This is a genomic window from Haloarcula onubensis (assembly GCF_031624605.1).
Taxonomy (GTDB): domain Archaea; phylum Halobacteriota; class Halobacteria; order Halobacteriales; family Haloarculaceae; genus Haloarcula; species Haloarcula onubensis.
In genome coordinates, this window is the sequence record NZ_JAMQOS010000003.1 from 350,371 (window position 1) to 371,753 (window position 21,383).

General features: G+C 65.6%; 21 protein-coding genes and 2 pseudogenes. 8 read left to right on the forward strand and 15 right to left on the reverse strand.

The window, feature by feature from the left end; all coding sequences use genetic code 11:
* The first annotated feature begins 107 nt into the window (after positions 1 to 107).
* From NDI86_RS11200 to NDI86_RS11210, 3 genes are all read left to right on the forward strand, one after another.
* Complete coding sequence (locus tag NDI86_RS11200; protein WP_310900513.1) at positions 108 to 458, forward strand: ArsR/SmtB family transcription factor; 351 nt, start codon at positions 108 to 110, stop codon at positions 456 to 458.
* Between the two features lie 7 nt (positions 459 to 465).
* Positions 466 to 765 (forward strand): DUF7521 family protein, encoded by a 300-nt coding sequence (locus tag NDI86_RS11205; protein WP_310900514.1) that lies wholly within the window; start codon positions 466 to 468, stop codon positions 763 to 765.
* A 378-nt stretch (positions 766 to 1,143) separates the two neighbouring features.
* On the forward strand, positions 1,144 to 1,881 hold the full coding sequence (locus NDI86_RS11210) for a DUF4396 domain-containing protein (protein WP_310900515.1): 738 nt from the start codon (positions 1,144 to 1,146) through the stop codon (positions 1,879 to 1,881).
* Between the two features lie 56 nt (positions 1,882 to 1,937).
* Here NDI86_RS11210 and NDI86_RS11215 read toward each other — a convergent pair.
* Positions 1,938 to 2,072, reverse strand: a pseudogene (locus NDI86_RS11215) (multicopper oxidase domain-containing protein); the annotation flags it as partial.
* Positions 2,073 to 2,228: 156 nt separating this feature from the next.
* Between NDI86_RS11215 and NDI86_RS11220 the strand changes: the two are divergent.
* Positions 2,229 to 2,764: pseudogene (locus NDI86_RS11220) on the forward strand (zinc ribbon domain-containing protein); the annotation flags it as partial.
* Between the two features lie 106 nt (positions 2,765 to 2,870).
* Here NDI86_RS11220 and NDI86_RS11225 read toward each other — a convergent pair.
* Positions 2,871 to 4,271, reverse strand: a complete 1,401-nt coding sequence (locus tag NDI86_RS11225) for a permease (protein WP_310900516.1) — start codon at positions 4,269 to 4,271, stop codon at positions 2,871 to 2,873.
* Positions 4,272 to 4,768: 497 nt separating this feature from the next.
* Between NDI86_RS11225 and NDI86_RS11230 the strand changes: the two genes are divergently transcribed.
* The 3 genes from NDI86_RS11230 (at position 4,769) to NDI86_RS11240 (ending at position 8,345) form a co-directional block, all read left to right on the forward strand.
* The gene (locus NDI86_RS11230; protein WP_417936264.1) at positions 4,769 to 7,135 is read left to right on the forward strand and encodes a heavy metal translocating P-type ATPase; all 2,367 of its coding nucleotides are present in this window, start codon (positions 4,769 to 4,771) and stop codon (positions 7,133 to 7,135) included.
* Positions 7,135 to 7,812 carry a class I SAM-dependent methyltransferase gene (locus NDI86_RS11235; protein ID WP_310900517.1) on the forward strand — a complete coding sequence of 226 codons (678 nt, stop codon included), beginning with the start codon at positions 7,135 to 7,137 and terminating at the stop codon, positions 7,810 to 7,812. The genes NDI86_RS11230 and NDI86_RS11235 overlap by 1 nt, the downstream gene beginning before the upstream one ends.
* 272 nt (positions 7,813 to 8,084) lie before the next feature.
* Entirely contained in the window at positions 8,085 to 8,345 is a 261-nt protein-coding gene (locus NDI86_RS11240) for a hypothetical protein (protein WP_310900518.1), read from the forward strand.
* Between the two features lie 108 nt (positions 8,346 to 8,453).
* On the opposite strand, the gene NDI86_RS11245 is transcribed toward NDI86_RS11240, so the two are convergent.
* The 13 genes from NDI86_RS11245 to NDI86_RS11305 form a co-directional block, all read right to left on the reverse strand.
* The gene (locus NDI86_RS11245) at positions 8,454 to 8,855 is read right to left on the reverse strand and encodes a hypothetical protein (RefSeq protein ID WP_310900519.1); all 402 of its coding nucleotides are present in this window, start codon (positions 8,853 to 8,855) and stop codon (positions 8,454 to 8,456) included.
* A 124-nt stretch (positions 8,856 to 8,979) separates the two neighbouring features.
* Complete coding sequence (locus NDI86_RS11250) at positions 8,980 to 9,273, reverse strand: hypothetical protein (protein WP_310900520.1); 294 nt, start codon at positions 9,271 to 9,273, stop codon at positions 8,980 to 8,982.
* A 768-nt stretch (positions 9,274 to 10,041) separates the two neighbouring features.
* Complete coding sequence (locus NDI86_RS11255; RefSeq protein ID WP_310900521.1) at positions 10,042 to 10,290, reverse strand: DUF8151 family protein; 249 nt, start codon at positions 10,288 to 10,290, stop codon at positions 10,042 to 10,044.
* 355 nt (positions 10,291 to 10,645) lie between these two features.
* A complete protein-coding gene (locus NDI86_RS11260; protein WP_310900522.1) occupies positions 10,646 to 12,088 on the reverse strand; it encodes an HPP family protein in 1,443 nt (480 codons plus the stop codon).
* Between the two features lie 173 nt (positions 12,089 to 12,261).
* Positions 12,262 to 12,615, reverse strand: coding sequence for a hypothetical protein (locus NDI86_RS11265; protein WP_310900523.1), 354 nt, complete (start codon positions 12,613 to 12,615; stop codon positions 12,262 to 12,264).
* 82 nt (positions 12,616 to 12,697) lie between these two features.
* Positions 12,698 to 14,170 (reverse strand): preprotein translocase subunit SecY, encoded by a 1,473-nt coding sequence (gene secY / locus NDI86_RS11270; protein WP_310900524.1) that lies wholly within the window; start codon positions 14,168 to 14,170, stop codon positions 12,698 to 12,700.
* A 191-nt stretch (positions 14,171 to 14,361) separates the two neighbouring features.
* Positions 14,362 to 15,039: a JAB/MPN domain protein-containing protein gene (locus tag NDI86_RS22100; protein ID WP_417936265.1), complete on the reverse strand. Its 678-nt coding sequence runs from the start codon at positions 15,037 to 15,039 to the stop codon at positions 14,362 to 14,364.
* 86 nt (positions 15,040 to 15,125) lie between these two features.
* Positions 15,126 to 16,004, reverse strand: coding sequence for a DUF106 domain-containing protein (locus NDI86_RS11280; protein ID WP_310900525.1), 879 nt, complete (start codon positions 16,002 to 16,004; stop codon positions 15,126 to 15,128).
* A gap of 127 nt (positions 16,005 to 16,131) precedes the next feature.
* Complete coding sequence (locus NDI86_RS11285) at positions 16,132 to 16,350, reverse strand: hypothetical protein (RefSeq protein WP_310900526.1); 219 nt, start codon at positions 16,348 to 16,350, stop codon at positions 16,132 to 16,134.
* Between the two features lie 84 nt (positions 16,351 to 16,434).
* The gene (locus NDI86_RS11290; protein WP_310900527.1) at positions 16,435 to 18,213 is read right to left on the reverse strand and encodes an archaea-specific SMC-related protein; all 1,779 of its coding nucleotides are present in this window, start codon (positions 18,211 to 18,213) and stop codon (positions 16,435 to 16,437) included.
* The gene (gene rdfA, locus NDI86_RS11295) at positions 18,210 to 18,962 is read right to left on the reverse strand and encodes a rod-determining factor RdfA (protein WP_310900528.1); all 753 of its coding nucleotides are present in this window, start codon (positions 18,960 to 18,962) and stop codon (positions 18,210 to 18,212) included. Before rdfA ends, NDI86_RS11290 begins: the two co-directional genes overlap by 4 nt.
* 89 nt (positions 18,963 to 19,051) lie before the next feature.
* Positions 19,052 to 19,558: a universal stress protein gene (locus NDI86_RS11300; protein ID WP_310900529.1), complete on the reverse strand. Its 507-nt coding sequence runs from the start codon at positions 19,556 to 19,558 to the stop codon at positions 19,052 to 19,054.
* Positions 19,559 to 19,647: 89 nt separating this feature from the next.
* Positions 19,648 to 20,937 (reverse strand): APC family permease, encoded by a 1,290-nt coding sequence (locus NDI86_RS11305; RefSeq protein WP_310900530.1) that lies wholly within the window; start codon positions 20,935 to 20,937, stop codon positions 19,648 to 19,650.
* Positions 20,938 to 21,052: 115 nt separating this feature from the next.
* Between NDI86_RS11305 and NDI86_RS11310 the strand changes: the two genes are divergently transcribed.
* Complete coding sequence (locus tag NDI86_RS11310; RefSeq protein WP_310900531.1) at positions 21,053 to 21,319, forward strand: bacteriophage holin; 267 nt, start codon at positions 21,053 to 21,055, stop codon at positions 21,317 to 21,319.
* Positions 21,320 to 21,383 lie beyond the last annotated feature (64 nt).

Genomic DNA, 21,383 nt, shown 5'->3' on the forward strand with positions numbered 1-21,383 from the left:
GATAGAAGGGGCAAGGAAATAGAGGGGGCGCCTGTTTTGCACGCGATGCAAAACGGTTCCTCATTTAAGGAACCTCGAGTAACTACTTCGTATTACGAGGAATAGCCGTGTCCGGTGACGACCGCTCTGACGACCTTTTGGAACTACTCGGTCAACAGCGGGTCCGGCAGATTATGGTCGCGACGAGTCGTGAACCCAAATCGGCGAAAGAACTCAGCGAAGCGTGTGATGTCGCCGTCTCGACCATCTATCGCCGGGTCGAAGACATGGTCGCCAGTGACCTGCTCGTCGAGCGGACACGGGTCGAATCGGACGGGAGCCACCACAGCGTCTTCGAGGCGAACGTCGACCATCTCGACGTCGACATCGACGACGGGACCATCGACGTCAGCGTCCACGTTCGCGAGGACGCAGCCCAGCGATTCTCGCGCATCTGGAGCGACATCCGGGAGAGTTGAACCACTCATGCACATCGAACTCGTCATCGCGAAGCTCGTCACCGTTGGACTGGGACTGTTGATAACGTACCAAGCGTACAAGGGGTATCGAACGTACGGAAGCAAGCCGATGCGTTACGTCGCCATCGGCTTTCTGTTCATCAGTGTCGGGTCAGTCATCGAGGGCGTCTTGTTCGACGTTGTCGGCTTGTCGATATTCCTCGCGGGGACTATCCAGACAGCCATCGTCGCAGTCGGTATGCTCGTCATTCTGTACTCGCTGTACGGGCGAATACCACAGCGAGCCAAACGGGAGGAAAGCCCTTGAGAGTTGACGCTCACGCAGGTCCATATCGCGGAATCCGTAGCGCTCGCGCTCGGTGTCCTGCCCCGCTCGTTTCTCGAGTAGCCCGGCAGTCAGCGGTCGACCCTTGCCGGGTGAATCATCGTACGCGAGGCCGCAATGGCTGAAAATACGTCCCTCGATGAGAAGGAGGGCGAGGAAGGTGGGTCACCGACCAGCCGACCGCACTCCCCCGGCAAACTCTGATTGCAGGTCTCGTGTATCGTAGCTCCGTGTGGCGGTTTGGAATCTTAACCACAACTGCATAAACTCTCCAGACCCAAGTTATCCTGTCTCGATTGTTCGACCCCAGGCCCGTGAGTAGTTACGCCCGCCATAGCCGCTACTAAATACTGCTCAACCATGCCACTCCAAGAATTCCTCACACAGATTGAACACACGCTCGCACCGGTTCGCCACGTGATGAAACCCATCCTCTCGGACCCGCTCGTGATGGGTGTCTGGGCACTGTTCGTCGTCGCGGCCGTCGGCACCCTCTGGTGGGACATCCGTAAGCGCAATCAGGCGCTCCCGTCGCTGATGAAAGGCGTCTGGACGCTCGTCGTCCTCTACTCCGGCCCGCTCGGGCTGGCGATATACTGGTACGCCGGCCGGACTCAGATCAGCCACGACTCGCTGTGGCGGCGGGGCTTCCGGTCGACCGTACACTGCTACTCCGGATGTGGCGCCGGCGAAGTCGTCGGATTCGCGCTCCTCGCGGGCCTGCTCGCCCTCCAGCGCACGACTCTCGTGACCGTGGGCACCTTCGCGCTCGCGTACACCTTCGGCTACGCGCTCACCGTCGGTCCATTGCTGCAGGAAGGCGTCGGCTTCGGCGAGGCGATGGTCGACGCCCTCTACAGCGAGACGCCGAGTATCACCATCATGGAGATCGCTGCCATCGGGACGGACCTGCTGGTCGCCAGCCAGGCCCACATCTCCGACCTGCTGTTCTGGGGCGCGCTGGTGTTCTCGCTGTCGGTCGGGTACGTGTTCGCGTTCCCGGTAAACGCCGCCTTAGTCTACGTTGGGGTCAAAGAAGGCATGGAGAACCCCGCCGAGATGGGGCAGAGTCAGCGCGGGGCACAGGCCGCCGACTGACGAAGCCGTGCCACACTTCCGACGCGCGACCGCCCCCTTTTCGAACCGCTCGGTGGCTATTCGACGTACCGTACGACACGCGCCATGCCCGCGTCGAGATGGTACAGATTGTGACAGTGGAACAACCACCGGCCGGGATTGTCGGCGTGGAAGTCGAGCGTCACCTGGCCTCTGTGTCCGGGGACGATGACAATAGCGAGTGGAAGCCCACCCCTTTAGGGATGGGTCCAAGCGACAGCAAAACCGTACAATCCACGCGCTACGACTCGTCTGGATGTTCCACCGCTTCCAGCCCAGCTTTGATTACCGCTTGATATGCTTCTGTAAGGTCTATATCCTGCTGTTCAGAACGGACACGACGGCGCGACCACGTGCAGGAGGCGCTGGTGCGGGACGTGATCGAACGGCTCTACGCTGAAGGTGTCGACACAGTGTACGTGGGCGACCTCACCGACATTCTGGAAGCTCACTGGTGCGCCGAGGTGAACGCCAAGACCCACCAGTTTTGGGCGTTCCGGGCGTTCAGCAACCGCCTCTCGTACACTGCCGAGGAACACGGTATCACCTCAAGGTAGAGTCAGAAGCCGACACGACTCGAACGTGCCCGGCGTGTGGCGAGTCGGAGCAGACAGAGCGAGACGGCGACGTGTTTCGGTGTCCGTGCGGTCACGAAGCTCACGCAGACCTCTGTGCGTCTCGCACGTTCCTTGAACAACAGGCTGGCGAAATCGAAGTCGGGTCGATGGCTCGGCCCGTGCGTCTCACGTGGGACGACCACAACTGGTCGGAGCTACCAGACTCCCCCGAGAGGGCCTGTCCTAACGAGAAGCGCACAAACCGGAGTACCGGCGACGGGAAACTTGCCTCCGTGGGTACGGCATAGCCAACATCCCCACCGGAGGAATCCCACGGCTTCAGCCGTGGGAGGAAGTCAAAGGCGTGCCGGTACGGACTGCCGGCTATCGTCGCCACCGAGTACCGGGATTCGGTCAGTGGTCGTGGCTGCCGGCCGCGCCCCCTTCGGACACGTGTGGGTGTTGGCCCGAGAACTCGGTCGGCTGTTCCTCGAAGGACTGCTTGCACCGCTCCGAACAGAAGTAGTACGTCTCGCTGTCGTGGGTGAGACTGGGTCCGCTATCGTCGGTCCGCATCCCACAGACCGGGTCGCGGTACTGACCTGGTGCGCCGAGCCCCCGCCGGTAGACGTAGAGGAGGAACCCCGAGAGGGCGAACGCGACGACGTTGAGGTAGAACGTGTAGTTCAGTTCGAAGTACGTCTGTTCGGACGCCGTCTCCCCACCGGCGAGGTTCGGCACGATGCCGAGCACGTCGAACAGTTCCTCCATGAGAAAGCCCGTGAACGCCATCGTCACGAAGAAGACGCCGAAGATGTACAGCATCACCTTCCAGCCGTAGTACTTCCGGTAGACGTTCAGCACGGGAATCGTGATGAGGTCGGCGTAGACGAACGCGATGACGCCGGCGAAGCTGATGCCCCCGCCCCAGAGGGCGACGGCGAAGGGGACGTTGCCCATGCTCCCGACGAAGCTGACGACGGCGATAGCGACCCCCATGATGGCGTTCTCGGCGCTGACGAGCACGCTATCGCCCCGGAGGAACAGCGTGTTCCACACCGACTGTGGGACGAACACGATGACGAATCCCGAGATGAGAAAGCCCGCGACGACGTCTTTCCATATCATCGACCACTCCTTGCGGTACTGATTGCCAAGCTTGTACCAGCCGCCCCACGACAGGAGTTCGTCGCGCCATCCGCCGCTACTGGCGAGTTCTTGCTGGTAGGTCTCCATGCAGCCCGCAGAGCAGAATTTCACGGTCTCGCCGCCGTCAGTCACTACCGAGTATTCGTCTCTGCCTTCCATGCCACAGGTCGGGTCCTCGGTGACGCCGTGGGCGGTATCGCGTGCGTTCAGTTCCGCTCGAACCTCGTCGAAGTGGTTCTCGGGGAGCGTCAGGTGGACGAGGAGCGCCATCACGGCGATGAGAACGAGGCCACCGAGCAGTTCCGCGACGAGGAACTCCCAGCCCAGCAGGACGAGTATCATCAGGCCGAGTTCGACGATGAGGTTCGTCGAGGCGAACATAAAGGCGAGGACGTTCACCGTGTGCGCCCCCTTCTTGAACAGGCCCTTCCCGATGGCGACCGCACCGAAGCTACAGCCGCTGCTCGCGGCGCCAAACACCGTCGCCGTCGTGAGGCCGCTCAAGTTCTCCTCTCCGAGGACCTGAGCCATGCGTTCTTTCGAGACGTACACCTGGACGAAGCTCGTGATGGTGAGCCCCATGATGATGGCCCACGCTGCCGTCCAGAGGAACCCCACGCCGATGCGGAGGGCTTCGAAAATCCCGTAGACGATAGCGGCTTGCATATCTAGACTAACACAGCCATCTGCTTTGTCAATTGTTCATAATATTGTTCGCGCTGCGCTCGCCAATAGCTTGGATTCGAAAGCACGGCCCACAGACCACAGCGACTGTTTGTGGCCCGGAACGACCCCCTACCGCGTCGTCTGGGGCGGCCGCCGGGGCCGCCGCTCGCCACCGCACGCTGTGGTACCGAGCCACCTCGGCACCCTCACCTTCGGTTCCAAAGCCGCTTGTCCGAACCACCTTCGGTAAAAAAGGACAATCCGAATAAGAGAGCGGGACGTAGTCGGTTGCGTATGTCGGCCACCATCACCGTCGAGGGCGACACAGATGTACCGACCCTCGTGCAGGCTGTCGAAGACGCGGGATACGCTGCGCACGCTTGAACTCACGGCATACCGACGCCTGCTCCCGTCGTTCTCGTCGGGTCTGTGTCGCCCACTGGCCCCGTGAGTGTCGGGGTGTGAAGCGCAACGGGTGCCCGTACCGAACTCCAGCTATGAACAACCACCCAGACCACGACCCGCCGGACGAACAGCCACCGGGCCACTCTGCTGCTCCGCAGTCGGACGACTCTGTTTCCTGTTGTCGCATCTGTCAGCTCGAATCTGCCGGCGATGGAGCCGTTACCCCAGGCGGCGAGCACCAGCACGCCCGTCCACAGCGAGACGCTCCCCGGACCCGTGCCGATTCCGGCGTCGAACAGGAACTGCTCGAAGACGAGGCCGAGCGCGCCGACGAAGCCGAACGGGAGATACACGAACGAGTAGAACGCGGCGAGCATACACACGATAGCCACGACGAAGGCGGCGACCACGCGGGTCACGACGGCCACGGCGGGATGCACGCCGGCCACGAGCAACTGTTCCGCAGGCGGTTCTTCGTCTCGACGGCGCTGTCGATACCGGTACTCCTGTACAGCCCGTTTATCCAGGGGGCACTCGGATTCTCCGCGCCGGCGTTCCCGGGGAGTTCCTGGATAACCCCCGTCTTCGCGGTTATCGTCTTCGCCTACGGTGGCATTCCGTTCCTCCGGATGGCCGGTCCCGAACTGAGAGACCGGTCGCCGGGGATGATGACGCTCATCTCGATGGCGATTACCGTGGCGTTCGTCTACTCCGTCGCGAGCCTGTTCCTGCCGGGCACGACGCCCTTTTTCTGGGAACTCGTCACGCTAATCGACATCATGCTACTGGGCCACTGGATAGAGATGCGCTCGGTCCGGGCGGCCTCCGGTGCACTGGACGAACTCGCCAGGCTCATGCCCGACACGGCCGAGCGAGTCACCGGGAGCGGCGACACCGAGGAGGTGCCCGTCTCGGACCTCGAAGCGGGGGATGTCCTGCTCGTTCGGCCCGGCGCGAGCGTGCCCGCGGACGGCGAAGTCGTCGAGGGGAACTCGTCCGTCGACGAGTCGATGATTACGGGCGAGTCGCTCCCTGTGGACAAAGAGCCGGGGGCAGCGGTCGTCGCCGGGACGGTCAACCAGGACGGGAGTCTCCGGGTCCGCGTGACGAAGACCGGCGACGAGACGGCACTCGCCGGAATCATGCGGCTCGTCGAGGACGCCCAGCAGTCGAAGTCCAAGACGCAACTGCTCGCCGACCGGGCGTCGGGCTGGCTGTTCTACGCCGCGCTGGGTGTGGCGGCTATCACGGCCGTGGCGTGGGTCCTCGCGGTGGGGCTGAACATCGCTGTCCTCGAACGCGTCGTCACGGTGCTCGTCATCGCGTGTCCCCACGCGCTCGGCCTCGCGGTCCCGCTCGTCGTCGCCATCAACACGTCGACGGCCGCCCGGAACGGGATGCTCATCCGCGACCGCATCGCCATGGAGGAGGCCCGGAACCTGGATACGGTGATGTTCGACAAGACCGGGACGCTCACCAAGGGCGAACAGGGCGTCGTCGGCGTCGAGACGGCGGCCGGCTGGAGCGAAGCGGACGTGTTCGAGTTGGCCGCTGGCGTGGAAGGCGACTCGGAGCACATGATTGCCCGTGCGATTCGGACTGCCGCCGAGGAACGCGGCCTCCAGCGGGCGAGCGTCTCGAACTTCGAGAACCTCCGTGGGCTCGGGGTCAAAGCGACAGTAGGCTCGGAGCCGCGTCGCGGCGCCAAACAGGTAAGCGGGGAGCAAAGCGGCCCGCGAGACGGTGAGACGGTCCACCTCGGCGGGCCGAATCTCCTGGAAAAACTCGGCATCGAACGCCCGGCCGGGATTACGTCGTTCGCCGAGGAAGCCGGCTCGAACGCCCAGACGGTCATCTATCTCGTCCACGACGAGTCCGAGGTCGTCGCGGCGTTCGCGCTGGCAGACGTCATCCGCGAGGAAAGTCGGCAGGCTGTCGACGCGCTCCACGCGATGGACATCGAAGTGGCGATGTTGACCGGTGACTCAGAAGACGTCGCGAAGGCCGTCTCCGCGGAACTCGGTATCGACCAGTACTTCGCCGAAGTCCTTCCCGAGGAGAAAGACACGAAAGTCGAACAGCTCCAGTCCGAGGGGAAACTGGTCGCGATGGTCGGCGACGGCGTCAACGACGCGCCGGCGCTGACCAGAGCGGACGTCGGGATCGCCATCGGCTCGGGCACCGACGTGGCAATCGAGTCGGGCGACATCATCCTCGTCGAGAACAACCCCCACGACGTGGTTCGACTCGTCAAACTCTCGAAGGCGAGCTACCGGAAGATGCAGGAGAACCTCGTCTGGGCGACCGGGTACAACGTGTTCGCGCTTCCCCTGGCGGCCGGTGTCCTCGCCCCGATTGGAATCATCCTGTCGCCGGCCATCGGCGCGGTGTTCATGTCGCTATCGACGGTCATCGTCGCCATCAACGCCCGCAGACTCCGTGGGGTCGACCTCTCGTGATGGACGCGTTTCGCCAGTGGGCCTTCGACCGTCGCGACCCCACGCACAGCCAGCGCGTCTACGACTGGTGGAGCCGACACGACCGTGTGTACGCCGCCTTCGTCACAGCCTTTCTATTGGGTCGGACAGGAGAACTCCGGGACCGGACGATTGCCGCTCTCTCGCTGGCCCCCGGTGATACCGTCCTCGACGTCGGTTGTGGACCCGGCTCCAACTTCGAGCGTCTCGCCGACGCCGTCGGCCCGACCGGCACCGTCGTCGGCGTGGACGCGAGCCCCGGCATGGTCGAGCGAGCGAGAGCGCGCGGCGAGCAGTTCGACTGTAACATCGACGTCGTTCGAGCCGACACCGAGCGGCTGCCAGTGGCGAACGAGCGCGTCGATGGGGTGTGTGCGACACTCTCCTTGAGCGCGATGGGTGACACCGAGACAGTCGTAGCGGGACTATCCGACGTTTCGCGTCCCGGCGGACGCATCGCGGTTCTCGACGTGCGGTCGTTCCAGACGGCACCGCTTCGCTGGCTTAACCCGCTCATCGAAGGCGTCTCCGCCGCCGTTACCAACTGGTATCCCGACGCCCCCATCATGCAGACAGTCGACGAGACGTTTGCCGCGGTCTCCAGCGAGACGTTTCACGGTGGGACGGTCTACGTGGTCACGGGGTCGAAGTTGGACTGACCTCTCTGCAGAACTGCTCCATCAGGGCACATACACGTCACCTGCCGACGAGCGCATTGTCGACGTATGTGCAATCACGTCCCACCGGAGCTACTGCGCGCATCTTCTATCGTAGTTTGGTACTGGCCAGTCTGTGCAGCGGACGTGTCGCTACGGACTGGACCACGGGTACACCCCGTCGCGACGACCGCGCCCTGGCGCCGCCTCGGCGCTCCGCTCTCCCGGGGCCGTGTGGGCAAATTACATACGGCTGCGGCGAAACTATCTGTCACATGCCCGACCGAAGTCGGCCGATTCGAGCACTCAAAGCGGGTGGGCCACCGGCGCTCATCACTGCTGGTATCGGTATCGGTGCGACAGGTGTCGCCGGTGAGGGTATCGAGAGTCAGACCTACCCTATCGCTGCCAGTCTCGCCGACTTCATCGGCATAGCGCCTCGGTTAGGGCCGATAGCGGTGGTCGCTATCGCCGTCTGTATCCTCCCCGTCGCACTGGTCGTGCCCGGTCTGTTCGAAGACCACTCGTCTCACTGAGTGGCTGTCGGCGAACGACGGGGTTCCGAACTGGTCCGACCGTCGTCTCGCGATGCCGGACGACAAAGAGCGGACAGTAGATTCCCGGCCGCTGGCCGGGCCGCTCGCTCACTCGCTGTTTGCGCCCGGATAGGCGGTCCGTTCGGTCCAGCCGTGACGCTCGAAGACGTCGACGTAGGTGTCGAAGGTCCCCGCCGGGGGTGTCCCGGTCCACGAGTCCAGTACCGTCACCCCGACTATCCGGGTCGATTTGATGACTCGCTCGCCCCGCTCGGTGGGGAGCGAGACGGTCCGCTTGTCCTGTGTGACGTAGTTGCTGAAGTTGTAGATAGAGCCGTGGCTCCGTATCGCGACGACCTCCTCGATGGCGTCGCCCTCGTCGATTTCGAAGGCGACCAGGTGGTGCTGGACTCGTTCCGGAAAGGCCGGGCCGTCGGAGACGAGCGACGCGACCACCGCTTTGCCGGCACGCCGGAGTCGGTGTCGCAGTCCTCCCTTCTGGTCCGTCACGCTGCCGCGCCTCCCGGCGGCGCGTCGGCGCCGTCTGCTGGCATACGGGCCCTACGTTCGCCGGGTGCAAGAGTCCTACTGGTCGAGCGGGGTCAGCGCGGGGCCAGTGCAGGTGGAGACGGCGTCACTGCGAATCGTACAGCTCGTGTTCGCTGATGACGGTGGCGACTTCGAGGGCCTTTCGAGAGGCGTCGCCCTCGCTGTCGACGTGGTCGGCGGGCACGCGGACGCTCTGGATGAACCAGTCGTCCGTGCCGTCCCGTCCCATCCGGACCTCGCTTCCCGACACTTTCGACTCGGCGAGGTCGGTCGCCCAGTCGGGTGTCTCGAGGCCGTCGAACTCGTCGGCGTCGCGAAACGACACGTCGTAGTGGTCCCCGCGCTGTTCGACCGTCTTCACGGTCAGTTGTGAGGGCATGCGTAAGTGGTGGCGTCCTACTCGCATAACCCGCCTACTTGCAGGTGCAACTGCGCGTTCTCCCGACAGGAGAGGACGGCGAAGCGGCCGGGCGAGCGGGCAGTTCCCCCTCCGCGTTCGCCCATGTCCAGTGAGCGCCGGTCGTGGCTCGCTCCGTCGCGCCAGCGACCGACGCCCTAGTACCAGACCCCTGCCGCCACAGGACCGGGGTGTCAGGAATAGTTCTGAAACAGACACGTCTAACGTAGTGTCTGATATATTATGTGTGCGTTCCCACGTGGGGTCGCCCGAAATCGGGGCCGGAATCGTCGCCGTTCGGACCGGGAGATAGCCGGTCTTCGACGGGATAGGAGGCAGTCACGGCGTCGTGCCCTCGACGGAGCGCTTCGAGAAGCGGTGTCGAGACCGAAACCGGCGCTGGATACCGAGCCTCGTCCGTCTGCGAGTCCGTCGCCTCGCGAGAGCAGCCCTCCGGGCGTATCAGGAGTTCGAGAGCGACCCAGATACCCCAATATCTATACTACTATACAAGATTGACAGTTCCGGTCGACACATCGTCTCAGCTCCCGCCCGGCGACCGGCCTGTCCGTGCTCGTCGGGCCGTGGCCTACGCCCGCTCGCCGCCGGTAGGGAACGCCGCGGTGGCGACCCGGACCCGACGACACTTCGAGCGTTGCGAGGCGTGTCGCGAGCGGGTGAGACGCCGCTGGTGCCACGAGCTATCCGGGCCGACGGCCCGCCGGCCGGAGGGACCGCTCGACGACGGAATCAGGATGGACCGGTCCCAATCCGGGAGCCGAGGGCGGGGAGCAGTTTTCCGAACCCGATCATGTAGACGCCGGCATAGAGCAGTAGCAGGCCCATGTACAGTTCCCACAGGCCGAACGTCGAGACTCCGCCCGAGAGCGTTGCCAGCGCCGCCTGCTCGGTGACCCCTCCGACCACCGTCAACAGCGGGGCGAACACCAGCGAGACCAGCAGGTCCGGCACGACGACGACCGATTCTGATGCGGACATACGTGGTTGTTCTCAGGCGGATGACGAGCCTATCTCTTTCGGTTCGCAGCGTCGCCACGGATGCACCCGATTTCTGACGGCGGCGCGGGGTCGGCGGCAATCCGGCACGCACCCTCGGACACCGACGACGGTATCGCGTGACTGGGGCACTCGCCGACCACAGTGTAACAACGACTAAGTGGTTGTCAGCAAAAAGCATATAATCGAACGCTCGGTAGTTGCCCGTGACCGCGAGAGCGGTTCTGAGAGACGGCATCCGAACGTGCTCGTGTCCACTGGCGCATGTGACTCCCGTCTCTCAGCCATCTTCCACTCTTTTTCGACGCGACAGCGCCTGCACACGCCGTCCCGGCGTTCACGGTCGGTGGACGATAGCGAGGTCACAGTCGATATCGCGGACGCACTCGTGGGTCGGCGGCGAGAGCACCCGGGAGGCTGCGTGACGGTCACTGCTGGCCCCGACGACTGCGAGGTCGTAGTTGGCGGCGTTTCGGTCCAAAAACCCGCCGACGGACTCGTGTGTCACGCGGGTCTCGACGGACCCACCGAAAGGTTCCGCGAGCGTTTCGAGCATGATTTCTGCCCGCCGGCGACCGGGTCGCCCGGCGATACAGGTACAGAGGCTGATGGCGCCGCCACCGGGGGAGAGCCGCTGGGCGAAGTCGAGCATCGCGTTCGCTATCGGCCCGGCCGACCTGACCATGACAAGTATCTCCCGCCAGTCGGTACAGCCGTTCGTCGAGCGGAACGCGACGACGTCGACGGCGCCGGTAAGGAGGTCACTGACGAACGGCGTGGCCTCGCCGTCACGGGTCTCGTAGGGCGCCACGACGAGGTCGCAGTTCTCGGCGTCGGCGGTCTGGAGGACGGTCTGGCCGGTCGAGTCGGACTCGACGGCGACGACGAACTCACAGGGCACGTCGACCACGGACTGGATGTCCGCCTGCAGCTGTTCCAGTCGCGCCAGTGACCGCTCCGTGATACGGTCCTCCGCGGCGTCCAGGCGTGAGACGGCTTCGGCCCCCCGGCCGTCGGCCGAGAGCCGCGCCTCGACTTCGTCGATGGTCTCCGGGTCGACGGTGTCCATGAGTACGACTTTCCCGGCGTCGTGGGCTGCGGCGATGCGGCCGGCGAAGCAGGCGAGTGAGGTCGGCATCTCGTCCCGTACCGGGACCAGAATCTGGTCGTCGCCGCCCGTCGACTGGTACAGGTACCGTGCCCGCTCGCGGTAGAAGTGGCGACGCCAGAGGAGGAAGGCCCCGGCAACGACGACGCTCGCGACGGTGATACCCGCGACGTAGAGCAGCTGTTCCGACCCGGTGACGAGCACGAGCAGCGCGGAGGAGTAGGCCGTGGGGACCTCTACCTCGAACAGCCAGGTCAGGGCGCCCGTGAGGAAGATACCGAGCGCCGCCGCCCCGGCGTGGACCTGGAACTGCGTCGGCGGGACGGCGTACCAGAACTGCGCCGTCAGCTCCAGCGCGACCCAGCCACTGAGCGCGCCCGCGGTCATCCCGCCGACGAACCGCCGCGGCTTCGCGTACCGGCTCCCCGGGTCGGCAAACAGCGTGTACGTGCCCGACGCAAGCGGCGGGTAGACCAGAAACGAGACGACCGGTGACGTGTTGGCGAGCCACGTCACCGCTCCGATGAGCAGCGGAACGATGACCAGTACCGAGAGGTGAAGCAGGTTCTGGGTGTCTTCGAGCCAGCGCCTGAGCGCGCGGACGCGCCGCCGTTTTTGCCGCCGCAACTGGCGCTGTAGATACCCCACCCTGTCCCGCAGCGACTCGAACATCACTCGTCTAGGCGTTCGCCGGTCTCGGGGGTATGTGTTTCGCCTTCCCGCGCGACGGCTTCGTCGCGCCGTTTGCCGCCGCCTACGCCGAACCGGGCGATAGTTCCCGGCGGCGGGCCACCGTGACCGGGAACTATCGGCCGTGTCGCGGTCCGTCCGACGACCGACTCAGCTCACTCGTCGCCGATTTTGCGACCGATGAACGCCCAGTGGAGGTGCGTCTCGCCGCTCGGTCGGTGCTCCCGCGTCACCTCGTAGACGTAGGGGCCGTGGGGACAGTCCGCACACCCCTCCGAGCAGGGCTGTCGTTTCACGACCGTCAGGTGGTCGTCGTGCTCGGTGACCTCGACGATTTCCTCGCCCGGAAGCGGCTCTATCTCCTGGGGCGGCACGTGCTGGTGTCGGAGTAACTCCTGTGCGTACAGCACGGTCTCGCGCAGGTCGTGGACGGACGCGTCCTGCAGGACGCTGACTATCTCGTCGGGTAAGTCCACCGGCGGTGTCGGCGGGTCGGGCGACTCCTCCATACGAACTCCTATCCGGCGGACGGACGTATAACTGACGGTGGGTCTATAGGATAACAACGACTGAGTGCTTGTTAGAACGCCGTCAGCCAAACAGCTGGCGCATCATCGGATGCATCTCCATGAGTTGCTCCTCGGCTATCTCCTCGTAGAGCTTGTACGTGATAGAGACGGTAAGCAGGAGGCTCGTCCCGCCGACGCCGCCGATGGTCCCGAGCATGTTCGCCAGGACGGCCAGCACGCCGACGAGCGCGCCGCCAAGCACCGTGACCTGTGGGATGTACCGTTCGAGCACCTTCTCGATGACGCCGACGTTCTGGCGGAAGCCGGGAATCTGCATCCCCGAGTTGTGTATCTGCTGGGCCGTCGATTCGGGCCCCATGTCGGCCGTCTCGACCCAGAAGACGGCGAAGACGGCCCCGCCGACGATCATGAACGTGAGGTCGATGCCCATCCGCAGCAACACCTTCCAGACCGGTTGCGTGACGCCGCCGAGGAACCACATCCAGTCACGCGGGGACTGGATGGGCGCGAGGTAGTAGAACAGGCCGCCGACGGGCTGACCGGCGTTGCTGTAGACGCCGAGCCACGCCGGCATGGTCCCCAGTTGCGCCCGCAGGATGCGGCCGACGAACTGGATGTTGGCCTGGATGGCGCGGACGAATATCATGGGCAGGACGCTGGCGTAGATGAGCTTCACGGGGAAGCGGCCACGCGCGCCCTTGACCCGGGCGTTCGAGAGCGGAATCTCGACGCGCACCGACTCGGCGTAGACGACCACGCCGAAGATGAGCAGGGTCGTGACCAGTTGCAGCAGGTGGCCCTGGGTGAAAAGCACCGTCTGGAGGCCGTCGGCGCTGAAGACGGAGCCGACGGGCACGGCGCCCGTGGCCATCCTGGCCCAGTTCGGCAGGATGCCAAAGCGCTGTCCGCCCAGCGCCGGGTGGGTGAGCAACCCGCCGATGAGCCGCTGGCTGACGCCGGCGACGATAAAGAGGCCGATACCGGAGCCGACGCCCCACTTCGAGATGACCTCGTCCATGAAGAGGATGAGGACGCCGCCCGCGACCATCTGCGCGAAGATGAGCCACTGGACGGCGACGGTCCCGAGGCCCAGCGACTGGGCCACCTGCGTGTCGACGGGCAGGAAGTTCCCCGCGAACACCATCGGCAGGCCGGTGAGACATATCATCACCAGCACCAGCAGCTTCTGGAGTCCCTGATACAGTATCTGGTCTCGCGGGTCGTTCTGGGTGTCGAGGCCGAGCAGGTTGGCCCCGCCCAGTAGCTGCAGGACGATGCTCGCGGTGACGATAGGCCCGATACCGAGCTGGAGGACCGACCCCTGTCCCGAGGCGAGGATGGAGCTGAACCGGCCGAAGACGGCCTGGTCGCGGGCGACGTCGAGCCCGAACAGCGACACGTTCGTCAGGAAGAAATAGAGGACGAGCACGCCCCCCGTCCACGCGACCTTTCGCTTGAACGGGATGTGTCGCTCGGGCTTGCGGACGGCCGGCATCCGCACCAGCAGCGGCTCCGCGACGTCTTTCCAGGTCATCGCACCCCTCCGTACCGCTGGTGGGCGACCGGACGATACTGACAGCTACGCCGACGGCGAATCGTGTGCGTCATACTTGTGGGTCCCGCCGCGTCAGCGACCGGTCACTGGCCGCTCCCACGGCTCTCCGGGCGGGCGCTGCCGGTGACCGCGGCTGACACGGTGACTGTGGGCAACTCCGACGTGCGGTCTCAAATGTCTACTGGTTCGGGAACCTCGGCGACGGCCGCGGCGTCGACCGTGCCGAGTGGGCGACGGCGGCCGGCCCGGTCGAACGCCGCGACGGCGTCGTCGTCCCAGGGCGGGACCGCCACGAAGACCACCTCCTGCAGGTCGTCGCGCTTCGTCACCTCCAGCGCGGAGCGGGGATGCGAGACGAACCGGCCCTGTGTGCGCCTCGGCGGCGTCTCCAGGTCCATCCCGAACACCGCACTGACCGAGTTCGGTCTCTCGGGCAGATAGAGGTCGGTAAACACCGGCGTCCGCGCGGGCAACTGGTCGCAGCGGTCGAGTTCGCCGGCCGGTGTCACCGCGAGTCCGAACGAGACGGGGTCGGGTTCCGCCTCCGCCGCGAACGACAGGAGCGTCTCGCGCAGCGGTTCGGTGATGTAGACGGTCCGCGATTCCGTGGCGGGACGGGTCTCGCGTCTCGTCGGCGCGAGCACCGTCTCGCCGAGGAGTGCGACGCCACCCGTGAGCGCGCCGATGACCTCCAGGTTCGTATCGACGTACAGCCCCGGCCCGGGCACGCCGAACGCGGGGTGCGTGTCGGCCAGCGCGCCGACGGCCCCCAACACGAGCAAGCCGGCACCGACACTGAAGACCACGAGCGAGAGCGGCGACTGGAGACGCGAGCGTAGCAGCGTCATCACCCGGGACGGGGTCACGGTACCGCTAATCAGTTTCGGCTTCGAGCGGTCGGCGGCGACACGCTGTGACAACCACTAAGTCGTTGTTACGAGCCGGCGAGTCTGTCCCCGAGCCCCTTCCGGACGAACTGTCGCGAGACGAACGAACAGACGAAGTACCAGACTATCCAGGCGGGCATCGGGCCCAGCAGCGGCGCCTGCCACGACACCGCCCCGGCGAGCGGGACGACGAGCCCCCGACTCGCGCCGAGGTGGCCGCCACGGACCTCCCACCGGAGCCAGAGGAACACCGGCACCGTCAGCAGCATGACCCAGACCATCGGGCGGAACTGCGCTTTCAGCACGGCTATCTGGTCGCTCGCCGCGTCCCGCTGTTCGTCCCGAATCCGTTCGAGCGCGTCCTCGTCGCCGCGTTCCTCGGCCGCGTCTCTCCGCTCGCCGAGACGCTCCATGCGCTCCTGGTACCGCTCGACGGTCTCGGTGTCGCGGAGTCGCGCCTGGAGGGCCGTCGAGTAGACGCCGGTCGCCGCCGCGAGCAGTAGGATAACCAGATAGAACGGGAGAGCCGTCGTCACCGGTCCGAGGACGACGTCGTCCAGTGACGCGATACCGTTTCGGACGCCGGTGTCCCAGTACCCCGTGACGAGGACCAGGGCGACCAGCCCGGCCAGTTTGTCGTACCGCGTCCACGACGCGAGTTCCGGCGCCGAGTCGTCGGCCGTCTCGCTCTCGCCGGCCGACAGATACCGCGTAACCCGGTCCGGCTCTTGCAACCGAAACCCGCTCGGTCCGCCGACCACGACGCCCGAGGCGACCAGTCGGCCCCACTGTTCGCGCGAGAGGGCGTCGCTCACGTCGCCCCACTGGAGTTCCCGCTCGCCGCCGTCGCTCCGTTCGAGCACGACGGTCACTGCTTCGCGGACCGCCGGGCTATCCAGCACCGCGGCTAGCTCTTCGGCTGGCATACTGATGGGTCCACGTACTGGGTCAGCGACTATCAACGCTTCCGTTCGCTGCTGTCTCCACGGGCGACACACGGCTCACTACCGACCCCTGTGCCGTCGTCACGACGCCGTCGCAGCGGCCGAACACTCAGATATCGATGTCGAGCACTTCCTCGGCGTGACAGTCGGGACAGGTGAGGCGATACTGGATGTGACCCGAGCGGGGCTCGGTCTCGACGTGGGTCCGCCAGTCGCTGTGCAGGACCGTATCGTGGAAGCCGCAGTTCTCGCACGTCTCCTCTCTGTGGAGGAGACTCTCCGTGAACGCGTCGACGCCCCGCTGGTGGGCCTCGGTGAACTTACTCATCGCAAGTACTCGGTACAGCGACTGACAGTATAAATCTGGCGAGAACGTGTGACCAGGTATCGTATCACACAGCGGGCCGGGGAGTCAGGCCCCGGTTTCGGCCCGGTGAGAGACCACGTCCCACTCAGCGGGCGACAGTTCGTTCGCGTCGAAGCCGTCGTGTTCGGGATACGCGGTCAGGACGAGATACTCGACCCTGTCGGCGGTGTACTCGACGAAGCGCGCGATGTTGTCACTCGCCAGCCCGCCCAGTCCGTCCAGTAGCAACACCGGGACGCGCTCGTCGACGTCGTAGGCCTCGTGGCCGGCGAGCGCGACGACGAACCCGAGCAGTTCCCGTTCGCCTTCGCTGAGGGCGTCGAGCGTCGTCTCGCGGCCGTCACGCGCGACGACGAGTTCGAACGTGCTCGTGAGCCGGGCCATCTCGAAGCCCGTGTCGAACCGCTCGAACAGCTCCGACAGCGCCGTCGAAAACGCCTCCCGAAGCGCCCGCTTGACCTCGTCCTTGCGGTTGCGAAGCGCGGTGATTTCCTCGGTGAGGTCGTCGTAGTCCGCGGCGAGCGTCTCCCGCTGTGTGGCCCGGGACTCGGCGGTCGAAAGCTCGTCGCGCGCGTCTTCGAGTTCGGCCTCGGTGTACTTGATGTCGCTCTCGATGTCCGTGACCCGGTCCTGTGTCGTCTCGACGCTCGCTTCGACTTCGTCGATGCGTTGCGCCAGTTCCTCCAGCCGCTCTCGGGCCGCCGAGCGGTCGTCAGTCTTCTCGGACAGCGACGCCTCCAGTTCGCCGATGCGGTCGGTCAGGTCCCGCTCCCGGCGGCGGGCGGTTCGGACCGCCTCGCGGCGCTCTTCGAGCTCTTCGACCCGCGTTCGGTACGCCGATTCCTCCTCGCGCAACTCGGTGATTCGCCCGTCGAGCGCGTCGAGCCTGTCGGCCATCTCCTCGGGCGTCGTCTCCGCGCCACAGAGCCAGCAGTCGACGGTGTCCCCGAGCATGTCCCGGGACACCTCGGTCAGTAACTCGGTCCGGTCCGATTCGAGGACCCGGCTGTTGGCTTCGAAGACGCCCTGTAGCAGTTCCCGGTCCCGTTCGAGCGACTGGAGTCGCTCGCGGACCTGCGCTATCTCCGCCTCGATGTCCTCGTCGTCCGGGACGGAGAGGTCGGCGAGTTCCGACCGGGTCTCCGCGAGGCGGTCCTCGATTCGGTCGACGGTCTCGTCGAGGCGGTCGACGCGCCGCTGTACGCGCTCGCGTTCGGCGCGAAGGTCGCTGAGGCGGTCGCGCGTCTCGGCGTCGTCCGACGTGGCGTCCAGCGCGTCCCGGTCGGCCCGCAGTTTCGCCAGTTCGTCTTCGAGTTCGGTCACCCGCGCCTGCAGTTTCGGGCGGCGTTCGGCGGCGTCGTCGGCCCGTTCCAGTTCCCGCTCGACCCGGTCGCGTTCTGACTGCAGGTCGGCTATCTGGCTGTCGATATCCTCGAAGTCCAGCGGCTTCGTGAGCAACGGCTCCAGTGGCTCCCCGTCGCGGACCGCCTTCCGGACGTCGTTGGTCTCGTCGAGACACGCAAAGAGGTCGGCACAGAGGCGGTCGTACGCCGAGGCCAGGAACGGCGTCCCGCGCTGGCTGACCCCCCCGTCCTCCCGTTCGAGTCTGACCTCGAACGTCCCCTCGTCGGTCACCAGTTCGACCCGGCCGTCGGCGCGGCCCTCGGTCAGTGGCGTCTCGGTCCCGAGCGCCGTCTCGATACCCTGGAGAAAACTCGACTTCCCCTGCCAGTTGCTCGCCCGAACGGCGTTGACGCCGGGTTCTATCGACTCCTCCGCGGCGCGGATGCCGGCGACGTTCTCGACGGTGAGTTCCCAGGTCATAGGGCCGGGAGCACCAGCGCCTCGACGAGGAACGGCTCTTCGAGCAACAGCCCCTGCACCGCCTCGGCGACGCCGTACGGCGTGACGACCGCCAGGAGCGTGTTCTTCCAGCTTTCGACGGTTTTCTCTTCGCCCTCCGCGGAGACGTGCTGTTCACAGACGTAGCCGCGGTCGACCGCCTCGTCGAACGGCACCCGGACCGAACAGTCCGGACAGCCCAGTTTCACCTGGACGTCCACTTCGGCCGACTCCGCGTCGGCGAGTCGCGCCTTCGACGCGAGCGAGGAGAGGACCGACTGGGCCTTCTCCTCGGTCCGCTGTCTGGCGACCTCGACGGTGTTTGACTCCCAGTCGGTCGCCGCCTCGCCCGTGTCTTTCTCGGCGTCGAGACACCCCTTGAGGTGATGGCGCATCGTGCTCCAGGATATCAGTTCCCGCTCGATGCGCTCGATGTCGAGTCCGTCGGCGGCCAGTGCGGCCGCCAGTTCGTCGCGCTCGACGTCGTCCTCGCCGGTGACGAGTTCGTACTCCCGGTCCAGATGGACGCCCAGCGTCTCCCGGTCCGCGTCGGCGTACAGCGCCTTGAGCAGCCGTTTGTTGAACCACTCCGTCAGTGACTTGTACCCGTCCGCCGACCGACCGTCACGCCCGGTCCAGCGGGTCACGAGGTACTCGTCGAGCGACTGGTCGCCGGAGCCGGGAACCGTGAGGTCGTAGCGGTCGGTGAGCGTCTCGACCTTGCATCCCATATCGTTTCTACCAGTGCGAACGGGGTCACGACTATTAAGCGTGTGTACTGCTGCGTACGGGGCTCGCGTGGACGCTCGCGACCGGGGGACTACTCGGTCATCCGAACCGTGAGGACGGGCACGTCCGCCGTCCGGACCACCTTCTCGGTCACGCTGCCGAGGAGGTAGCGGTCGAGGCCGGTGCGGCCGTGGGTCCCCATCACGACGAGATCCACGCCGTGTTCGTCCGCGTAGTCGAGGATACGCTCGTACGGCGTGCCGGTCACGACCGCGGTCTCGACGGCCACGTCGTCGCCGATGGCGTCGGTGGCCTCGCCGACCACCTCTTCGCCATGTTCGACGGCCGCTCCGGCGCCCTCGTGGCCCTCGTTGACGAGTCCGGACGGCTGTTCCTGCCGGTGTTCCTCGCCGACCATCTCGGAGCGGGGTACCTCGTCGTGTTCCTCACCGACCATACCGGTGTGGACGGCCTCTGTGTCCGCCACGAACAGCACGTGTAGCGTCGCCCCGTACTGTCTGGCGTGGTCGACCGCGTGTTCGAGCGCCGCCGCTGCACCGTCGCTCCCGTCGGTCGGGAAGAGGATGCTCTCGTACATACGTCTCCGTTCGAACTGTTCGCGGGCATTATATTTAAAATCTCGCAGATGTTAACAAGACAAAATTTTGATTGAACTTCGTCGAGCGCTCACTCCAGAAGCGTTCGCTCGACGGGTTTGCGCTCGAAGTACAGCAGTTCGAGCAGCATCACCAGCGTCGAGAGCGTCAGCACGACCAGGAAGGTTCCGAACTCCTGTGTCGCGAGATACCAGCAGAGGGCCACGACCGTCGAGACCGCACCGAGCACGCCGAGGACCGGCCCGGCCGACGACCAGCGGGAGGCAGAGCGATACCGGAAGGCGAGGTAGCTAATCAGGCCGAATATCGTGACGAACGCGAGCGACGCGAACGAACTGATGGCGTCGAGGCTCCCGAACGCCGAGAGCAGCATCGTGAGCGCACCGAGCAGGGCCAGTGACCGGACCGGTTCGCCGTCCGCCGTCGTCAGGCGACTCGGGAGCATGTCCTCGGTGGCCAACTGCCGGACCAGCCGTGCGGTGCTGAACAGCGTGGCGTTGAGGGCACTCGCCGTCGAGAACAGCGCGGCCACGCCTATCAGGAGAAAGCCGACCGTACCGAACACGGGCTCTGCCGCGACCGCCAGCGCCGTCTCGGCGTCGGCCTGGATACGCGCCGCCGGGAGTAAGCTCGTCGTGACGAGCGCCACCAGCACGTAGAGGGCGGTTACGAACGGGATGGAGACGAAAATCGCGGTCTTGACCGTCTCTCGCGGGTTCCGGATGCTCTCCTGGTCGAACAGCAACAGCTCCCACCCCTCGAAGGCGACGAAGGCTATCGCGCCGGCGACGGCCGGCCCGACACCGAACTGGTCGATACCGAGGGTCAACTGCCCGCGCGTGGCACCGTAGTAGAGCCCACCGCCACAGAAGGCAAGCAGTATCAGGACCTTGAGCCCGACCAGCGTGTCCTCGGTGCGGCCCGAGGCGTGTGCGCCGAGCACGTTGATACCGATGAAGACCACGACCACGCCGGCCGAGACGAGCGGCCGGAGCGGGACCGGGCCGACCGTGTCGACGCCGACGAGGCCGACGAAGTAACTGCCGAACGCGTAGGCGTAGAGGCCCATCGTTCCGACGTAGCCGATGACGAACGTCCAGCCTATCATCCCGGCGAGCGTCGTGTTCCCGGTGACGGTCTCGACGAGTGCGACCGGACCGGTCGGCTCGTCCACCACGCCGTTCAGGCGGACGAACGAGTAGCCCGCGGCGAGCGCGACCACCCCCGAGACGAGGAAGGCGAGCCAGGCCGCCGTGCCGGCCTGTGCGGCGACGACGCCGAGCACGGCGAAGATACCGCCACCGACCATCCCGCCGACGGCCATCGCTACCGATTCGCCGAGTCCGATTCTGTCGCTCATGTCGGACTCTTCTCAGCCTGCTGATAAATGTATTCCGCGAGAAAGCACACCGGAGTTACCCGACACACGCCGATATCCGCTGAAGAACTATAGGCGAATCTACTGAACTCGACGTATGGACACCGAGACAGCGCCCCTCGACGTTCGGGCGTTCGGACTCGCCTGTGGCGTCCTCTGGGCCGGTGCGGTCGTGGTCCTGGGCCTCACCGCCCGAATCGGCTGGGGCCGGCGGTGGGAGCGGCTACTCGCCGACGTCTACCGGGGGTACGACGAGACTGCGTCCGGACTTGTCGTCGGCGCGGGCTGGGCCTTCCTCGACGGCTGCGGCGGCGGCGTCGCGTTCGCCTGGCTCTACAACGCGCTGGCCGGACGGGGCCGGTAAGGTCGGCAATCACGCGCGTAGCACGACAGAACTGTCGGTACGTAGGTACTACATATGTCGTTTC